At 71.9% G+C, this 18,278-nt stretch carries 12 protein-coding genes; 4 read left to right on the forward strand and 8 right to left on the reverse strand.

What is annotated here, in order from left to right; genetic code table 11:
• Position 1: 1 nt before the first annotated feature.
• The 6 genes from ACZ60Q_RS22385 to ACZ60Q_RS22410 form a co-directional block, all read right to left on the reverse strand.
• A complete protein-coding gene (locus ACZ60Q_RS22385) occupies positions 2–1,987 on the reverse strand; it encodes a hypothetical protein (RefSeq protein ID WP_469637281.1) in 1,986 nt (661 codons plus the stop codon).
• Between the two features lie 3 nt (positions 1,988–1,990).
• A complete protein-coding gene (locus ACZ60Q_RS22390; RefSeq protein ID WP_469637283.1) occupies positions 1,991–3,784 on the reverse strand; it encodes a heparinase II/III domain-containing protein in 1,794 nt (597 codons plus the stop codon).
• On the reverse strand, positions 3,772–4,536 hold the full coding sequence (locus ACZ60Q_RS22395) for an SDR family NAD(P)-dependent oxidoreductase (RefSeq protein WP_469637286.1): 765 nt from the start codon (positions 4,534–4,536) through the stop codon (positions 3,772–3,774). The genes ACZ60Q_RS22390 and ACZ60Q_RS22395 overlap by 13 nt, the downstream gene beginning before the upstream one ends.
• A 71-nt stretch (positions 4,537–4,607) precedes the next feature.
• On the reverse strand, positions 4,608–5,510 hold the full coding sequence (locus tag ACZ60Q_RS22400) for a carbohydrate ABC transporter permease (RefSeq protein ID WP_469637288.1): 903 nt from the start codon (positions 5,508–5,510) through the stop codon (positions 4,608–4,610).
• A 13-nt stretch (positions 5,511–5,523) separates the two neighbouring features.
• Entirely contained in the window at positions 5,524–6,366 is an 843-nt protein-coding gene (locus ACZ60Q_RS22405) for a carbohydrate ABC transporter permease (protein ID WP_469637291.1), read from the reverse strand.
• 135 nt (positions 6,367–6,501) lie between these two features.
• Positions 6,502–7,767: an ABC transporter substrate-binding protein gene (locus ACZ60Q_RS22410; RefSeq protein ID WP_469637294.1), complete on the reverse strand. Its 1,266-nt coding sequence runs from the start codon at positions 7,765–7,767 to the stop codon at positions 6,502–6,504.
• Between the two features lie 226 nt (positions 7,768–7,993).
• On the opposite strand from ACZ60Q_RS22410, the gene ACZ60Q_RS22415 reads away from it, so the two are divergent.
• On the forward strand, positions 7,994–9,079 hold the full coding sequence (locus ACZ60Q_RS22415; RefSeq protein WP_469637296.1) for a LacI family DNA-binding transcriptional regulator: 1,086 nt from the start codon (positions 7,994–7,996) through the stop codon (positions 9,077–9,079).
• A gap of 216 nt (positions 9,080–9,295) precedes the next feature.
• Here the strand turns inward: ACZ60Q_RS22415 and ACZ60Q_RS22420 are convergent, their stop codons facing one another.
• A complete protein-coding gene (locus ACZ60Q_RS22420) occupies positions 9,296–11,218 on the reverse strand; it encodes a serine hydrolase domain-containing protein (RefSeq protein ID WP_469637299.1) in 1,923 nt (640 codons plus the stop codon).
• 223 nt (positions 11,219–11,441) lie between these two features.
• Here ACZ60Q_RS22420 and ACZ60Q_RS22425 point away from each other — a divergent pair, with 223 nt between their 5' ends.
• Together ACZ60Q_RS22425 and ACZ60Q_RS22430 are read left to right on the forward strand one after the other, a co-directional pair.
• Positions 11,442–12,551, forward strand: a complete 1,110-nt coding sequence (locus ACZ60Q_RS22425; RefSeq protein WP_469637302.1) for an NAD(P)H-dependent flavin oxidoreductase — start codon at positions 11,442–11,444, stop codon at positions 12,549–12,551.
• On the forward strand, positions 12,548–14,098 hold the full coding sequence (locus tag ACZ60Q_RS22430) for an acyl-CoA synthetase (protein WP_469637305.1): 1,551 nt from the start codon (positions 12,548–12,550) through the stop codon (positions 14,096–14,098). The genes ACZ60Q_RS22425 and ACZ60Q_RS22430 overlap by 4 nt, the downstream gene beginning before the upstream one ends.
• A 106-nt stretch (positions 14,099–14,204) precedes the next feature.
• Here the strand turns inward: ACZ60Q_RS22430 and ACZ60Q_RS22435 are convergent, their stop codons facing one another.
• On the reverse strand, positions 14,205–16,619 hold the full coding sequence (locus tag ACZ60Q_RS22435) for an acylase (protein WP_469637308.1): 2,415 nt from the start codon (positions 16,617–16,619) through the stop codon (positions 14,205–14,207).
• 154 nt (positions 16,620–16,773) lie between these two features.
• Between ACZ60Q_RS22435 and ACZ60Q_RS22440 the strand changes: the two genes are divergently transcribed.
• Entirely contained in the window at positions 16,774–18,273 is a 1,500-nt protein-coding gene (locus tag ACZ60Q_RS22440) for an acyl-CoA synthetase (RefSeq protein ID WP_469637311.1), read from the forward strand.
• Positions 18,274–18,278 lie beyond the last annotated feature (5 nt).

The raw sequence follows: 18,278 nt of genomic DNA on the forward strand, positions 1-18,278 counted from the left end.
TCTACCCGACCTTCCCTGTGTACGGCTCCGTCACGTCCAGGAGTACCCGGCCCGCCAGCTCCAGCCGGGTCGCCGCCACCACGTAACAGGGCCCGGCGGCCGTGAGCAGGACGGCGGCGGCGTCCGCCGCGAGCCCCACACCCCGGATACGGCGGGCGACGGGGGAGAGGAACACGCTCTCCTCGCCGTCCGCGAACCGCACACCGTGGCCCTCGGCCAGCTCCGCCCCGGCGACCGGGCACGCGGCGTCCGGTGTGATCGCGGTGAGGAACAGACCCGCGCGGGAGGCCGGAGCGGTCACGTCCAGCGTGTGCAGGGTGCGCGTGAGCCGCAGTTCCGGGGTGCTGGACGTCGGATGGGCCTCCACCTCCAGGGCCCCGGTGCGCACCGACACCCCGTCCGGGGCCAGCCGCCGTACCCGGGCGGTGGCCTCGCCGGACCTGATCAGCCGGCTGCCGTCGCCGTGTTCCTCCGTCGGCCGGTCCGTCCGGAGCAGGAACGTCCACTCCCGTGGCTCCTTCGACTCCGCCAGGTCCAGGAGCACCAGGCGCCCCGCCGGAGTGAACACCAGCGTCCGGTCCAGCCGGCGGACCCCGAGGGCCGGGTCGTACATCGCGGCGATCTCCGCCGTGGCGTGCGCCCAGCCCTCCTCGTCGCCCAGCAGCACGTCCCGCTGCCGGGCCTGCCGCTCGAAGGGAATCCCCTCGTAGACGTGGTAGCGGTCCTCGTCCGCGTACCCCTGCCCGTCGACCAGCAGCAGATTGTGGTGTTCCGCCCGCTTGCGGTTGCTGTAGCCGTCGTCCACGGCCAGGTGGGCGGCCCCCGACAGGAGGACGAAGGAGCCCGAGTCGGGGTGGTGGTGACCCTGGTTCAGCGTCTGGTGGCCCAGCTCCGCCCGGTGCTTCGCACTCGTCTCCCAGGCACGGTGGCCGCCGCCCGGACTCGCCTTGAACGACACCGCGGTGGCGTTGTCGTCCCAGCCGGTGCGGGCCGCGAGGAGCCCCAGGTCCGGGAAGAACGCCCGGGTCGCGGTGGGCCGGGCCGCCACGACCGCCGGGTCGTACCAGAGGTATTCGAGGTACGCCTCCGGCAGGATGCCCGGCCGCACCCCGCTGTGCTCCGCCTCCGCCCGCAGCAGCTCGCCCGAGGCCAGGTGGCCCAGCCACTGCGCCTCGGCGATGCCGTACTGTGCCGCCAGCCGGTAGTAGAGCCCGGCGCTGTGGCCGCTGCGCCGGTCGTGGCAGTCGCCGTGGTCGATCGTGAACGCGAAACCGGGCGCGCTCTGGTGCAGCCGGTAGCCGAAGGTGTTCGCCATGAAGCCTCCCCGGTCCCACCAGTCGACGCCCTCGGCCTCCGCCAGCAGGTCCAGGTGGATCGCCAGGAACGGGACTCCGTAACGCCAGTAGACGACTCCCTCCGCGTGCGAACCGTCCTCGGGCATCACCTCCAGCACCGTGGCGAGGTTCGACTTCGCCCGTTCGGTCCACTCCTCCTTGCCCAGCACGTAGCCGGCCGTCGCCAGACCCGCGTAACAGATCCAGTTGTGGTTCTGCCAGTACGAGGACGACCACCAGCGGCCCTCGCTCGCCACCGCGAAGTCGTACAGGCGACGCCCCTGGATGAGCAGCTTGTACCGGAGCAGCGCCGCCACGTCGTCCGGCAGGTCGTCCCCGATCCAGCGCAGGGCGAGCGCCAGGTGGTGCAGCAGCCAGCCGGCGTCCAGGTCGTGGTCGGGCATATGGGCCCGGCCCCAGTGCGGCAGCCGTGACGCCGCCTCGATCCAGCGCACGCTCTCCGCGAGATCGGCCGGGTCGCCGCCGATACGGTAGGCCAGGGCCGGGTTGGACGCGGCCGGGCCCAGCCAGGTGATGCTGGCAGGCGGATGGGTGCGGGGTGGGGTCAGCCCGCGGTGCCGGGCCGCCTCCTGACGCACCCGGGTCTCCTGCGCGGGGCGCGGACCGGGCGGCGGGGTCGCCGAGAGCAGCACGGTTCAGCCCTCCGTCCGGAAGCGGGCCGTCGAACCGTCCGCCAGCTCCACGGTCAGCTCCGTACCGTCCAGCCGCACCTCGCTCACCGCGGGGCCGGCCGACGCCGCCTGGTAGACCGAGGCGAAGACGACGTGGGAGGCATCGGCGGTGAAGTCGACCCGGGTCCGGGTGCGCTGCGGGTCGTCCGCCGGACCGGGACCCGGCAGCGTGAGGGGGCGCACCGGTACCCCGGCACTCTGCGTGTGCCAGCCGTGCAGCGTCTCGTCCCCGTACCAGGTGGTGCGCACCGGGCCCGCCGCCCGCACCCGCACGTCCAGCGCAGTGCCGGGCCGCAGTTGGGCGGTGACCCGGGGGTTCTCCCGGCCCGCGGCCTCCACCGTCAGCAGGTCCACCAGGTAGCACGGGCCGACAGCCACCCGGCGGACCGCCCGTACGCCCTCGTACGCCCGCGTCGCCTCGGCGGTCACCGAGACGGCGTCCGCCGCCGTCAGCGCACCGGCGCACTCGGCCTGCTCGGCGCCGTCCACCCGGAACGCGGGGTGGGCCGCCGTCGAGGTGTACAGGTCACGGAAGTCCGGGTGGGCGTACGGCACCTGGCCAGGGTCCGGCTGCCACGCGGTGGTGTGGCCGTACAGATACAGCGAGAGCTTGTCCCGGTGGCCGTGCGATCCGCCGTGCGGGCCGAAGTCCACCAGGGCGTGGATGCCCGCCGCACGCAGCACCGCGTACCCGGTCGAGGGGAACACGGTGACCTGGGCGGCAGCGGCCCGCCGGGGGAGCGGGGGTCCGGTGAACCAGCCGCCCAGCTCACGGTCCAGGGCGTCGTCCGCGTCGCCGAGCTCCGCACGGACCCGGTCCGCCACCGCCTCCAGCGCGTCCGACGGCACCGACTGCCGGGCCAGCGCGATCAGTTCCAGCCACTCCAGCCCGAGGGCGTCGCGCCGGTAGGGGCCGTCGTGCAGGGCCGGCAGCACACCGCCCGGCGTCGCGACGGCGGCCAGCACATCCGTCATCCCCGCCAGCACGCCCGCCACGTCGTCCGGCAGTTCGGACGGGTCGGTGGAGCGCAGCGCCAGCAGCGCGGCCCGCAGCACGAAGCCGTGGTAGTAGGTACTGCCCTCCCACTCCCAGCCGTCGTCCGCGACGGCCACCCGCAGATGCGCGTACAGACCGTGCTCGCCCTCCAGCCACGTCCCGGCGCCCTTCCAGGTCCGTTCGCGGACGGCCGCCGCCGCCCGGCTCGTCGCGACACCGGCCGCATTCAGCCACGCCGTGTAGTTGGAGGCCAGCTGCCCCTGACCGGTCAGCGCGTCCCGGGCCTCCAGCGCGGCTTCCTCCAGCGCCTCCAGCAGCGGCAGCACCACCGCCAGGTCTCCGGCCTCCTTCTCCGCGAGCGTGAGCACCGCGTGCCCGACGCTCACCGCCCAGATGGCGTCCGTCAGCGCCTGGTGGAAGAGACGGCCGCGCAGCATCCAGGCCTGGGCCTCCCCGTGCCGGTCGGCGGCCAGCTCGGCGTACAGGCCCGCGTACTCGCCCAGCCGCTCCACCGCCTGGGCCCGCTCACCCCGGTGCGCCAGCACCCGCAGATGACGGGCCCAGGCCTGGTGCGAGAGGACCAGCCACGCGCCGCGCACCGCTTCGCTGTCCACCCGGCAGCCGTGCGCACACCGCGCACCGCCCTCGGGGAACACTCCGGTCAGGAGGTCGCCGTGCTCCAGCTCCACCCCGTGCGCCGGACAGACGTAGGCGTGCCACCAGCCGCCGCGCTGCCGCGCGATCCGCCTCAACGCGGCCATACTCCACCGTCGATGTCCATGGTGGTCGCCGTCAGGAAGCCCGAGGAGGGCGAGGCCAGATGGACCACGGCGGACGCCACGTCCCCGGGGGTGCCCGCCCGGCCGACCGGGATGCCCGCTTCCATGGCCTCCTGCGCGGCGGGCGCGGTGAAGGTGTCGTGGAAGGCGGTGCCCTTGATGAAGCCCGGCGCGACCGCGTTGACGGTGATGCCGGTCCCGGCCAGCTCCTTGGCCAGGCCCTTGGTGAAGCCGCGGATTCCCGCCTTCGCGGCGGCGTACGCGACCGAGCCCGGGCCGCCGCCGTTGTGGGCGGCGAGCGAGGACATGGTGATGACGCGTCCGGCCGGGGACCGCGTCAGATGCGGCAGCGCCGCCCGCACCGTGCGGAACGTCGAGGACAGGTTGGTGGAGATCACCCGGTCGAAGTGTTCGTCGCTCATCTCGGCGATGGTCGAGCGGCCGACGAGGTGACCGGCGTTGCAGACCAGGATGTCGAGTCCGCCGAGGAATCCGGCCGCCTCCTCGACCAGCCGGTCCACGTCCGCGCTCACGGTCACGTCGGCGGCGAACGCCTGGGAGCGCCGGCCCAGCGCCTCGATCGCCGAGACCGTGTCGGCCGCCCGATCGGCGGAGGAGTGGTAATGCACGGCGACGTCGGCTCCGGCCTCGGCCAGTGCGAGCGCGATGGCGCGGCCGATGCCGTGCCCCGCGCCCGTCACCAGCGCACGGGAGCCCTGAAGGTCAGCAGACATGGGTGATGCCCTTTCGGTTTCCGGCCGCGGAGGGCCGGATTCGGTGCCCGGCCACAGGGGCCGGGGGCCGGTCACTTGAGACCGGCGGTGGCGAAGCCCTGCACGAAGTAGCGCTGGCCGATGAGGAAGAGAAGGACCATGGGAAGGGTGGCGAGCGTGGTGCCGGCCATCAGGTAGTGCCACTGGGTGCCGTTCTCCGTCTTGAAGACGGACAGCCCGACCTGGATGACCCGCAGACTGTCCGTCCGGGTCACCAGCAGCGGCCACAGGAAGTTGTTCCAGGACGACTCGAAGGTCAGCAGCGCCACGGTGGTGAGCGCCGGCTTGACCTGCGGCGTCATGATCCGGGCGTAGATGCGGAACTCGCCGAGGCCGTCCAGGCGGGCCGCCTCCTCCAGCTCCACCGGCAGATCGAGGTAGAACTGGCGGAAGAGGAAGACCGCGAACGGTGTCACCGCACCGGGGATGATCAAGGCCCACCAGGTGTCGAGCCAGCCGCTCCCGCCCTGGCCGAGGATGTCGTTCCCGCCGGCCAGCGGCATGAAGCGGACGATCAGGAACTCCGGCAGCACCTTCGTGTACGTCGGGATCATCAGCGCCGCGATGAACAGGTAGAAGATCACCTCGCTGCCGCGGAACCTGATCCGCGCCAGCGCGTACCCGGCCATGGAGGCGACCAGGACGTTCAGCACGGTGTGACTGATCGCGATGACGAAGCTGTTGCGGGCGTACGTGGCGAACGGGGCCGCCCGGAACGCGTCCACGTAGTTGCCGAACTGCCAGCTGCTGGGCAGGAGTCCGGCGTCCTGGGAGGCGATCTCCACCGGCGACTTCAGTGAGGTGATCACCATCCAGACGAACGGCACCACCATCAGCAGGGAGATCACCGACAGCGTGATGTACAGCGCGATCCGGCCCGGGGACACCGGGCGCCGGCCGCCGCGCCCCCGCGGCTTCGCGGTGATCGTGTCCACCGGACTCCGTGTCTCAACTGTGGCCACGGGTGCCTCCCATGATCCGCCGGTTGACCAGGGTGAAGCCCATCAGCAGCACGAACAGCACCAGGGACTGGGCGCAGGCGTATCCGACGCGGAACTCCCGGAAGGCGGACTTGTAGATCTCGTAGGTCATCATCGTCGTGCTGTTGGCGGGGCCGCCGTCGGTGAGGATGTAGATCTGGTCGAAGGACTGGAACGCGCTGATCATCGACGTGATGAGCACGAAGAACGTGGCGGGCTTCAGCAGCGGCAGCGTGATGGAGAGGAACTGCCGGACCTTGGAGGCGCCGTCCACCGACGCCGCCTCGTACAGCTCCCTGGGGAGCGACTGGAGCGCGGCGAGATAGATGAGCATCTTCATTCCGATGCCCTGCCAGATGCCGACCAGGATCACCGAGGGCATCGCCCACGTGGTCGAGGAGAGCCAGGCCGGGCCGTCGATGCCGATGAACGACAGCAGCGCGTTGAGCAGGCCGTTGCCCGGGTTGTAGATCCACAGCCAGACCAGGGCGATGGCGACCGTGGCCGTGACCTGCGGAAGGAAGACCGCGGTGCGGAAGATGCCACGTGCCTTCAGGCCCGTGTGCAGGGCCATGGCGAGCAGCAGGCCCAGCAGCATGCCGAACGGTACGGTGAAGAAGGTGTAGACGGCGGTGTTGACGATGGACTTGCGGAAGACCGCGTCGTCCAGCATGTCCCGGAAGTTGTCAAGACCCACGAACTGCGGGGCGGTCAGTACGTCGTACTTCGTGAACGCCAGGGCCACCGCGGCCAGCACCGGCAGGCCGATCCACAACGAGGCGTGCAGCAGCGCGGGCGCCACCATGAGCATGCCGGCCCGGCGCCGTCGGCGTCCGGGACCCGTGGGGGTCCGGCGGGTGCGCCGGGTCGGCGCCGATTCAGGAGATGCGGGCGGCCGTACGGGCCGCGCCTTCAGTACGGATGTCGCTCCCACAGTGACGGGTCCTCACATCCGGCCGATGGCGGCCTCGGCGAGCCGGCCGAGCTCCGCGATGGCGTCCTTCGCCGACTGGCCGCCCACGATCGCGGGCTCCAGCGTCGGCACGATCTTCTCGCGGATCTCCATCCAGGCGGCGGTGCCGCCCTCGGACACCGCGTGCTGGAGGTTCTTCAGGGAGAGGTCGACGAACTGGTTCTCCTTGACGTACGCGGTGTCGCTGAGATCCCGTAGTCCGGGCACCGAACCGCGCTGCTGGGCCGCGCCGAGGATCGCTTCGGGGGTGGCCAGGTACTCCACGAGCGCACGGGCCGCGGCCGGGTGCCTGGAGCTCGCCGACTGGCTGACGAGCGTGCCGCCCTGGAGCATCGCGGGCCTGCGGTTGGCCAGGACGAACGAGCCGAGCCTGTCCTGTTCGATCAGCTCCGGGTTCTGTTCCTTGACCTGGACCCACAGCGCGCTGGTCGTCATCATCATCGAGCCCCGGCCGGTCTGCACGTTCGACGGCGCTCCGATGTCGGTCTTGCGCGTGTAGTCCACCGAACCGTCGGCCGCCAGGTCCTTGAAGAACTGGAGGGCCTGGACCCCGCGGGCATCGGTGAACAGCGGCCTCCTGCCGTCCTCGCTGAACAGCCGGCCGCCGTTGGCGAAGAGGAAGGTCTCCCAGCACTGGCGTAGATTGATGGAGAAGGGGTCGAACCCGATCCGCCCCTTCCTTGTCAACTGCTTCGCTACGGCGCGCAGTTCGGACCAGTTGGCGGGCGTCTTGCGGATGCCGGCCTCGGTGAAGTGGTCCTTGCGGTAGACCACGATGCGGGTGTCGAGCACGACGGGCAGGGCATACAGCTTGCCTTCGTGGCGCGAAGGCTCCAGCACCCGCTTCTCGTAGTCGTGGGTCTTCGCCAGCTTCTCCGGCAGTTCCGCGATCGCTCCCTTGGCGGCGAACGGCGGGATCCAGCCGACCCCCATCATCAGCACGTCGGGCAGCAGTCCGCCCGCGAGCCCGGTGGTGATCTTCTCGTTGAGCTGCTCGTACGTGGTGTAGTCCACGTTCACCTTGACGTCCGGATACTTCTTCCGGAACCCGCCGAGGATGTCGCCCTCCAGGAGTGTCTTGCCCTTCGCGCCCTCGTAGATCGGGGTGAGGAGGGTGATCTCGCCCTCGGCGGGACCGTCGGCGGAGCCGGCCGCGGAGGTGCCGGTGCCGCAGCCCGTGAGCGCGGCGGCGGTGCCCGCACCGATGGCGGCGAGCAGTGACCGTCTGTTGAGTTCCATGAGGCACCCCTCTTGAGGTGGAGTTTGTGGATCGATCCAGTGGGGATGTCCCAGCCATGGATGGGATGTGCTGGTAAATCGATGCACTGAGACTAGGAATGCCGCTGGAGCGACGTCAACAGCTGATGCACAAGAATTTTTCGACCAAGTTAACGGGTGTATCGGTAGAGAGGCTTCAGTAAATCGATACACTAAGGTGGTCAGTAAGTTCCGAACCGGAGGTGGCATGAGCGGGGTAACGATCCATCAGGTCGCGGCGGCTGCGGGCGTTTCCGCGAGTACGGTCTCCAACGTCCTCAACGGGCGCACCGACCGTATGCAGGCGGCCACCCTGGCCCGTGTCGAGCAGACCATCGAGCGTCTCAGCTATCGGCCCAACCGTGCGGCGCGGATGCTGCGCACGGGCCGGATCAAGGTGATCGGTCTGATCGTGCCCTCCGTGGCGAACCCGTTCTGGGGGTCGCTCGCACGGGAGCTGGAGGCCATCGCGCTCGCCGAGGGGTACCACGTGCTGCTCTGCAACAGCGAGCGCGATCCCGCCCGGGAGCTCAAGTACGGCGAGGAGCTGTTGGCGGACGGGGTCAGCGGCGTGGTGCTCTGCTCCTCGCTGCCCTCGCTCGAACATGTCGAGCCGCTGCTCAGCCGGGGTCTCAAGATGGTCGCCTTCGACCGCACGGCCCAGGCGGGCGACCCGCCGTCACTGGCGAGCATCAGCGTGGACAACGCCATGGGTGCGGAGCTGGCCACCCGCCATCTGCTCGAACTCGGCCACCGAAGACTCGCCTTCGTCTCCGGCTCGGTCAACAGCGTCAACCGCCGCGAGCGGCTGCGAGGCTTTCGCGCGGCGCTGGAGGAGGCCGGGCTCGACCCGGCCGACGCCACGGTCTGGCCCGGGGCGGACACCAGCGAGTTCGGCGACAAGGACGCGGCCGAACTGGGCCGCAACGCCGCCCGCGAGCTGCTCTCCGGGCCCCGCCCACCCACCGCGTTCGTCGCCATCAACGACATGTGCGCGATCGGGATCTGCCGGGGCGCCAAGGACGCCGGACGCACCGCCGGGCGCGATGTGTCGGTGGTCGGCTTCGATGACATCCTGCTCGCCGATCTCTTCGAGCCGCCGCTCACCACGGTCCGCCAGCCGCTGCCGGAGATGGCGGCGGAGACCTTCCAGCAACTGCGTGCCCGGATCGAGTCGGCGCCCTCGGCCGGCCGCTCCCTGCTGATCCGGCCGAGACTGGTGGTCCGGGAGTCGACCGCGCCGGTGCCCGCGTCCGCATCCTTGCCCGCGCCCGCGCAGGTGGACGCGCGGTGACGTGAGGACGCGGCCTCTTCGGCGGTGCGCAGGCGCCGCCGACACTTCCTCGGCCCGGTCGCCGCACGCCTCCTCCGGCCCGGTCGCCCGCGCCTCCCTCCGGCCCGGTCGCCCGCGCCTCTGCCACGCCGGCCGCCTGCACGTTGGTGACCGGCCGCTCCAAGTGGCCGACCGGTGCGGCCGCTCCGGTCGGTGCGAGGGGCGCCGCCCTCGGGCTCAGTCCGCCGACGAGACCCAGCCCGTCGCCTCGACCCGGCGGGCGTCCCCGGGCCGTTCCGCGTCGAAGGCCGTGCGGAGCCCGTCGTGGACCCGCAGCCCGTCCACGTACGCGCCGCGTCCCACGTACAGCCGGTCGGTGGTGTAGCGCCACCGCAGGCGGACGTCCCGGCCGCGCCAGGCCGTCAGGTCCGCCTCCAGCCGGTGCCAGACGCGCCCCGACCAGCCGGTCACCGAGCCCTCCGGGTGCGGTCGCGTATCCGGCCGGTGGCCGGGGCCCCGCGCGAGCGTGGCGAACGGCACCGGCTGCCAGTCCTGCCCCGTGGACGCTTCCAGGAAGAGGCCGTCGGCGGCCGGTTCGGTGTCCCACCACAGCGCGCACTCCAGTCGGGCCCGTGCGGAGTCCAGGCGCAGGGCGGGCAGGGTGAGGGTGGCGGTGGACGTGCTCGCCATCCCGGAGAACCAGGCGGTGTGTCCCTGTTCGGACCGGACCGGAACGGCCCGCGCCAGCTGGTTGGCGGCCGCCACCCGGGGTGCGCTGCCCGAGCGCCAGCTCCGCACCGGGTGGACGGAGTTGCCCAGCACGATGAGGAAGGTGTCGGTCGACGGGTCGAGCACCAGGCTGGTCCCGGTGAATCCGGTGTGCCCCGCACTGCGCGGGGTCGCCATCGCCCCCATGTACCAGTGCTGGTAGAGCTCGAAACCGAGGCCGTGCTCGTCGCCCGGGAACGCGGTGTTGAAGTCGGTGAACAGAAGGTCGACCGACTCCTCGGACAGGATGCGGGAGCGGCCGTAGACCCCGCCGTTGAGGAGCGTCCGCGCGAGGATCGCGAGGTCCCAGGCGCAGGAGAACACCCCGGCGTGGCCCGCCACCCCGTCCAGGGCGAAGGCGTTCTCGTCGTGCACCTCGCCCCAGACCAGACCGCGATCGAGACCGGACCAGGGCGGCCGGGCGTCCTCGGTCGCCGCGATCTTGGGCTTCCAGGAGGCGGGCGGGTTGTAGCGGGTGCGGCGCATCCCGAGCGGGGCGGTGATCTCGTCGCGGAGCAGGGCGTCCAGCGGGCGGCCGGTGATCTTCTCCAGGATCAGCTGCAGCGAGATCAGGTTGAGGTCGGAGTAGCGGTAGCCGCTGCCCGGAGTGCTCGCCGGGACCTCCTCCATGAGCATCCGGAGCTTGCCCTCCCGGGTCGGTTCCTCGTACAGCGGGATCCACGAGCGGAGACCCGAGGTGTGCGTCAGCAGTTGACGGACCGTGATGCCCTGTTTGCCGCCGCCCGCGAAGTCCGGGAGGTACGAGGCGACCGTCGCCTCCAGCTCCAGCTCGCCGCGCTCGATCCGCCGGACCGCCAGGAGCGAGGTGAACAGCTTGGAGATCGAGGCCAGGTCGAAGACGGTGTCCTCGGCCATCGCGATCTGCTGGCCCGCCGGGAACTCCACCCCGGTGTCGGTCTTCTCGTCATAGGCGGCATAGCGCACCGCGTGGCCGATCGGCCGGTGCAGCGCCACCGTCCCGCCCCGCCCGGCGAGCAGGACCGCGCCCGCGTACCAGGGGTGCGCGGGGGAGTCCGCGAGATAGGCCTCGGCATCCCGGACGAGCTGGTCCAGCGGCTCCTGGAGCAGTCCGGCGCGTGCCGCGCTCCCGCGCCGCAGGGTGGGCCGGTGTGCCCCTGGTCCCATGTCCGCTCCCGTGTCCGCCGCTCCGTCCGTCACCCTGGTGCCCGGCCGGCTCCGGGCCGCCGCGTCCGCGAGCGGGATCGGCGTCAGCGCGAGTGCGCCGCCCAGCGCCAGTATCCCGCCGCCCAGCCGGCGCCGGGCGATGCCGCTCCCGCCGACGTGGGAGCCGTGGCCCCCGGCCCGCTCCGGGCCTCCGCGCGCGCCCCGGCCGTCCGCCGCCCGTCCGTTCCCCCACATGTTCCCGGTCATCCGCGACTCCTTCCCGCGCCCGACGTCCGGTCACCGGGCGGTGCCCGCGTGCCGGAGCCCGCGCGAAAGTAACTTCCGAAATCTCGCCGAGCAGTGAAAGTTCCTGCCCGAGCGAGGTTACTGTCACCATCGCGCTCCTCGGTGCGTCCCGGCCCGCAAAGAATCTGACGCTGCATCAGGAAACCTCTTCCCTCGGCCGCCCCGCTGCGGCATCCTGCCGCCCATGGAGACGGAACTGAGCCGGCAACTGGGCATCGAGCACGCCATCTTCGGCTTCACGCCGTTCCCCGAGGTCGCCGCGGCCATCACCAGAGCCGGGGGCCTCGGCGTGCTCGGAGCGGTGCGCTACACCGCGCCCCAGGACCTCGCGCGCGACCTGGACCGCCTGCACGAACTCGCCGACGGCAAGCCCTACGGCCTCGACGTGGTCATGCCCGCCAAGAAGGTCGAGGGCGTCACCGAGGCCGATGTCGAGGCGATGATCCCCGAGGAACACCGGGGCTTCGTGCGGGATGTCCTCGCCCGCTACGGCGTGCCCGAACTCGCCGAAGGAGAGGCGTCCGGCTGGCGCATCACCGGCTGGATGGAGGAGGTCGCCCGGAGCCAGCTCGACGTGGCCTTCGACTACCCGGTCAAGCTCCTCGCCAACGCCCTCGGCTCCCCGCCCGCCGACGTCATCGAACGGGCCCACGACCACGGGGTCCTCGTCGCCGCCCTGGCCGGGAGCGCCCGGCACGCCCGGCGGCACGCCGAGGCGGGCATCGACGTCGTGGTCGCCCAGGGGTACGAGGCGGGCGGCCACACCGGGGAGATCGGCTCCATGGTCCTGGTCCCCGAAGTCGTCGAGGCCGTCTCCCCGCTTCCCGTGCTCGCCGCCGGAGGCATCGGCAGCGGCGAACAGGCCGCCGCCGGGATCGCCCTCGGCGCGCAGGGCGTCTGGCTCGGCTCCCTCTGGCTCACCACCGAGGAGGCAGACCTGCACTCCCCGGCCCTGACCGCCAAGCTCCTGGCCGCGGGCTCCGGCGACACCGTCCGCTCCCGAGCCCTCACGGGGAAACCCGCGCGTCAGCTCCGTACCGCGTGGACCGACGCCTGGGACGACGCGGCAGGACCCGGCACCCTGCCCATGCCGCTCCAGGGGCTGCTGGTCGCCGAGGCCGTCTCCCGGATCCAGAAGTACGAGGTCGGGGAGCTGCTCGGCACGCCCGTCGGGCAGATCGTCGGCCGGATGACCAGCGAACGCAGCGTCCGGGCCGTCGTCGACGATCTGACACGCGGCTTCGAACGGGCCGTCACCCGCATGAACCGCATTGCCGGAAGGAGCGCCACGTGAACCAGCCTCCAAACGGCTTCTGGGCCCAGGCCGCCGCCGACCCCGACCGCATCGTCCTGATCGCCCCCGACGGCGAGGAGTGGAGCGCGGGCCGGCTCCACGCCGACGTCAACCGCATGGTCCACGGGCTGCGCACGGCCGGACTGCGCGAGGGCGACGCGTTCGCCGTCGTGCTGCCCAACGGCGTCGAACTCCTCACCGCCCATCTCGCCGCCTCACAGGCCGGCTTCTACCTCGTCCCGGTCAACCACCACCTCGTCGGCTCGGAGATCGCCTGGATCGTCGCCGACTCGGGCGCCCGTGTCCTGATCGCCCACGAACGCTTCGCGGCCACCGCGACGGCCGCCGCCGACGAGGCGGAACTGCCCGCGACCCACCGCTACGGCGTCGGCGCGGTCCCCGGCTGCCGCCCCTACGCCGAACTCCTCGAAGGCCACCCCGCCACCCCGCCCGAGGACCGCACCCTCGGCTGGGTCATGAACTACACCTCGGGCACCACCGGCCGCCCCCGCGGCATCAGGCGTCCGCTGCCCGGCAAACGTCCCGAGGAGACCCATCTCGGCGGGTTCCTCGGCATCTTCGGCATCCGGCCGTTCGACGACAACGTCCACCTGGTCTGCTCGCCGCTCTACCACACCGCCGTGCTCCAGTTCGCGGGCGCGGCACTCCACATCGGCCACCCGCTGGTCCTGATGGACGGCTGGACCCCGCAGGAGATGCTCCGCTCCATCGACTCCCACCGCTGCACGCACACCCACATGGTCCCGACGCAGTTCCACCGCCTGCTGGCGCTCCCCGACGAGGTGAGGGCCCGTTACGACGTCTCCTCCATGCGGCACGCCATCCACGGGGCGGCGCCCTGCCCCGACCACGTCAAACGCGCCATGATCGACTGGTGGGGGAGCTGCGTCGAGGAGTACTACGCGGCCAGCGAGGGTGGCGGGGCGTTCGCCACCGCCGAGGACTGGCTGAAGAGGCCCGGCACCGTCGGCAAGGCCTGGCCGATCAGCGAACTGGCCGTCTTCGACGACGACGGCAACCGTCTCGCGCCGGGCGAACTGGGCACCGTCTACATGAAGATGAGCACCGGCGGCTTCAGCTACCACAAGGACGAGACCAAGACCCGCGCGAACCGCATCGGCGACTTCTTCACCGTCGGCGACCTCGGCGTGCTCGACGAGGACGGCTATCTCTTCCTGCGCGACCGCAAGATCGACATGATCATCGCGGGCGGCGTCAACATCTACCCCGCGGAGATCGAGTCGGCCCTGCTCACCCACCCCGCCGTCGCGGACGCCGCCGCCTTCGGCATCCCCCACGCCGACCGGGGCGAGGAGGTCAAGGCCGTCGTCGAACCGGCCGAGGGCCACGAGCCGTCGGAAGCGCTCGCCGCCGCGCTCCTCGCCCACTGCGAGGAGCGGCTCGCCGGGTACAAACGGCCCCGGAGCCTCGACTTCATCACCGCCATGCCCCGCGACCCCAACGGCAAGCTCTACAAACGGCGGCTGCGTGAACCGTACTGGGAGGGCTTCGAGCGCCCGCTGTAGCGGCGACCGGGTCCGGGAGGGACAGGCCCCACCCCTCCCGGACCCGGCCTACGTTCCTCCCGGACCTGGCCCCACCGCCCTCCCGGGACCCGTCCCACCGCCCCGCCTACCGCCGCTCGTGCACCCGCACCACCCGCAGATCCGGCGACCGCGCGATGTCCTTCTCGCAGAACCGGGACGTCACCCAGCGCTCACCCGCGTACAGCCGGGTCTGGTCGCTGTACTGCGGTGACTTCGGGTTCTCCGACTGGGAGTACGTCAGCAGCGTCCGGGCCACCGGACAGCGGCTGTCGTCCCAGCCGACCGCCTGGATATAGCTGGAGCCCGACGACACCTCCGTATAGCCGCCTCCCGCCGCGTTCCACCGCGGCTCGGTCTTGTTCCAGATACCCAGCGACTCCGTCCCGCCGCCGATCGGGAGCCGCTTGCCGTTGCGCACGACGAACTGGTGCTCGCCCAGCGGCGCGTCCAGCGCGATGCCCGCCGCCCGCAGCTCCGCCACGGCGTCCGCCAGGGCCCTGCCCACGCCGGGCGCGGCGGTGTTGAGGCCGTGCGGGGTGTGCACCGGGTCGGCCGGGTCGAACGGCGTCTTCCACAGCTCGGCGGCGGGCACCGACGACGCCTTCCGCCAGAAGCGGTCGAAGAGCAGCGCGCCCCGGCTGTCGCTGTCCATGCTCCGGTCCCAGCGCCGCAGCACCTGGCAGGCCGCCGACACGTCGACCGGTATGCCGTCCGTGCCCACGGTCGTGCCGCCGGGCAGCGCCGCACACCATTCCGCCGTCTCGGAGGCGGCCAGATCCCCGGCAGGGGCACGGTTGGCGAACTGCTGCCGCTGAAGGTCGGTGACCCGGAGCCGGCCCCGGTCCGCCATCGCCGCGACGTCCTCGACCGCGCCACGCGTCCGCATCGACCGGGGCGTGGCGATCGTGCCGAAGACCCGCTCGTACCCGGTCAGCGGCTGCTCCGCGTTGGTCAGCCAGGCGCTGTCGTTGGAGTTCTCCACGTACGGCTGGTCCTTCAGCACCGGCATCCGGCCCGGGCCGAAGATCCCCGGCCGCACCGCGTCCGGGTCGCTGCCCAGCGCGCAGTCCGACCTCGAACCGTCCAGCACCGCGAGACCGGAGGCGGGGTAGGTGGCCCGGCCCAGCGGGGTCGAGCAGCGCCCGGCCAGCTCGTCCGTGATCCTCGGCAACACCTGCGACTGGGCGAAGAACGAGTGCCCCGCCCGGTCCGCCGCGATCGTGTTCACCCACGGCATGCCCTGGGACCGGTGCAGCGAACGCTCGACGTCAGCTGTGGAGCGGGCCTTGCTGAAGCCCAGACCGGTGTCCGCCATCCGCAGGTTCGTCGCGTTGGGGTCGTTCAGGGCGTACGCCGTGCTCGCCGTCCACGGCAGCGGCAGCGCCGCGCCCATCGAGGTGACCACCGGCCCGTAGCGGGTCCACCACTGGGTGCGGGTCACGTCGGCCGCGTCCTTCACGGGGACGCTCACCGTCCGTTTCGTCATCCGCTCCCGCTTCCCGTCCACCAGATAGGCGGTCGGGTCGGCCGGATCGAGGGTGAGCTGATGCAGGTTCAGCGTGACGCCCGTGGCGACCGTATGGCTCCACGCCACATCGGCGTTGTGCCCGATCGAGATCGTCGTCGAGCCCAGCAGGGACGCGCCCGACACGTTCAGCTCGCCGGGGATCGTCTGCTGCGCCTGCCAGAAGCGGCGTCCGCCCTGCCACGGGTAGTGCGGGTTGCCGAGCAGCAGCCCGCGCCCGTTCACCGTGGTGGAGCCGTCGAAGGCCACCGCGTTGGAACCCATGTCCGCGTTCTGCGTCGACAGCAGCCGCTCCGCCGCCGTCGCCGCCTCCTCGGGCGTGACCCCGGCCGCCGGGGGAGCGGCGGTCGGCGGCCGCGCGCCCGTGATGCCGTCGATCCCACGCCCCTGGCCGCCGAGCACCGCCAGCGCGTAGCCGCGGGCCGCCACGTCCAGCGCCGTCACCGGGCGCACCCAGGACGCGCCCCGGCAGGCCGGGTCGGTGATCCGGTTCTGCGCCATCCACGCGTTGTACCCGGCGGCGAACCCGCGCATCGTCTCCTTGACGTCGTGGCTCGGACCGGCGGGCGCGGGAGCCTTGAGCAGCTTCTCCACCGTGCCGCTGTCCCGGACGCCCCGGAAGTACAGGTCGCTGGAGAGGTTCGTCGCCGCCGAGGAGAGGGAGTGGTCCGTGGCGGCGTCCGGGCCGAAGTACCGCGACCGCTCCCCGCGCACCGTGAGGAAGCCGTCCGCCAGCGTGCACACCTGGTCGGCGGCCTGCGCCCAACCGGTGCCGAAACCCAACCGCGCGTAGTCCTTCGCCACGATGTGCGGAATGCCGTACTCCGTGTACCGGATGACGGCGGAAAGACCGCCCCCGGACGGGTGCCGCGTCTCCTGGGCACCGGACGCGGCGGCCGGCGGCAGCGACGCCGACACGGTGAACAGGGCGAGACCGGCGACCCCGAGCAGTCTCAGACGATTACGTAAGGTCAAGGTGTTCCTCCCAGCGGTGCGGGTGGCACGGCGGCCTGACCGGACCGTCCGGACAGCCACGCGACACTCAGCCAGGGAGCCCGGGGAGCTGTCAACCGTCTGGTCGGTATCCAGCCTCTTGACCCCCGGGGGCCCGGACGCACAGGATCACGCCATGACAGATGTACGCGGCAGCACGGTCGACGGCGTCCTCACCCGCAGCGCCCGGCGCACCCCCGGGCGGACCGCCGTGCGGTACGCGGGCCGGGCCTGGACCTACCGTTCCCTGGACGCCGCCGTCTCCACGGCCGCCGCCGTCCTCACCGAGGAGCACGGGCTCGCCCCCGGCGACCGGGTCGCCGCCTACGCGCACAACTCCGACGCCTATCTGATCGGCTTCCTCGCCTGCGCGCGGGCCGGGTTCGTCCATGTGCCGGTCAACCAGAACCTCACCGGCGACGACCTGGCCTACCTCCTCGACCAGTCCGGCTCCTCCCTCGTGCTGACCGACCCGGACCTCGCCGGGCGGCTCCCCGCCGGGCTCCCGGTGCGCGCGCTGCGCGACGCGCCCGGTTCGCTGCTCGATGCCCTGGAGACGGAACGGTCGTTCACCCCGCAGCGCCCGCCCGCCTCCGACGACCTGGTGCAGCTGCTGTACACCTCCGGGACCACCGCCCTGCCCAAGGGCGCGATGATGACGCACGGGGCCCTGGTCCACGCGTACGTCAGCGCGATCACCGCGCTCGGCCTCGCCGCGACCGACCGGCCCGTGCACTCCCTGCCGCTCTACCACTCGGCCCAGATGCATGTGTTCCTGCTGCCCTATCTGGCGGTCGGCGCGGAGAACACCATCCTGGACGCCCCGGACGCCGCCACGATCTTCGACCTCGTGGAAGCGGGGGCGGCCGACAGCCTGTTCGCCCCGCCCACCGTCTGGATCGGCCTCGCCAACCACCCGGATTTCGCCACGCGCGACCTCGCCGGTCTGCGCAAGGCGTTCTACGGGGCCTCGATCATGCCCGTGCCCGTCCTGGAGCGACTGCGAAGACGCCTCCCGCACCTGTCCTTCTTCAACTGCTTCGGCCAGAGCGAGATCGGCCCCCTGGCCACCGTGCTGGGCCCCGACGAGCACGAGGGCCGGATGGAGTCCTGCGGCCGGCCGGTCCTCTTCGTGGAGGCCCGGATCGTCGACGAGAAGGGCGAGGAGGTCCCCAACGGCACCGCCGGCGAGGTCGTCTACCGCTCGCCCCAACTGTGCTCCGGCTACTGGGACAAGCCCGAGGAGACGGCTGACGCTTTCCGCGACGGCTGGTTCCACTCCGGCGACCTCGCGGTCCGCGACGCCGAGGGCTTCCTCACTGTCGTCGACCGGGTCAAGGACGTCATCAACTCGGGTGGCGTCCTGGTCGCCTCCCGCCAGGTCGAGGACGCGCTCCACACCCACCCCGCCGTCGCCGAGACCGCCGTCATCGGGCTCCCCGACGACCGCTGGATCGAGGCCGTCACCGCCGTCGTCGTCCTGCGCGGCGAGGCGGACGAGGGCGAGCTCATCGCCCACGCCCGTGAGAAGCTCCCCGCCTTCAAGGCGCCCAAGCGCGTCGTGTTCGTGGAGGCGCTCCCGCGCAACGCCAGCGGGAAGATCCTCAAGCGGCGATTGCGGGACGAGCTGGGCTGAGACCG

Source organism: Streptomyces sp. NPDC104313 (assembly GCF_055583985.1).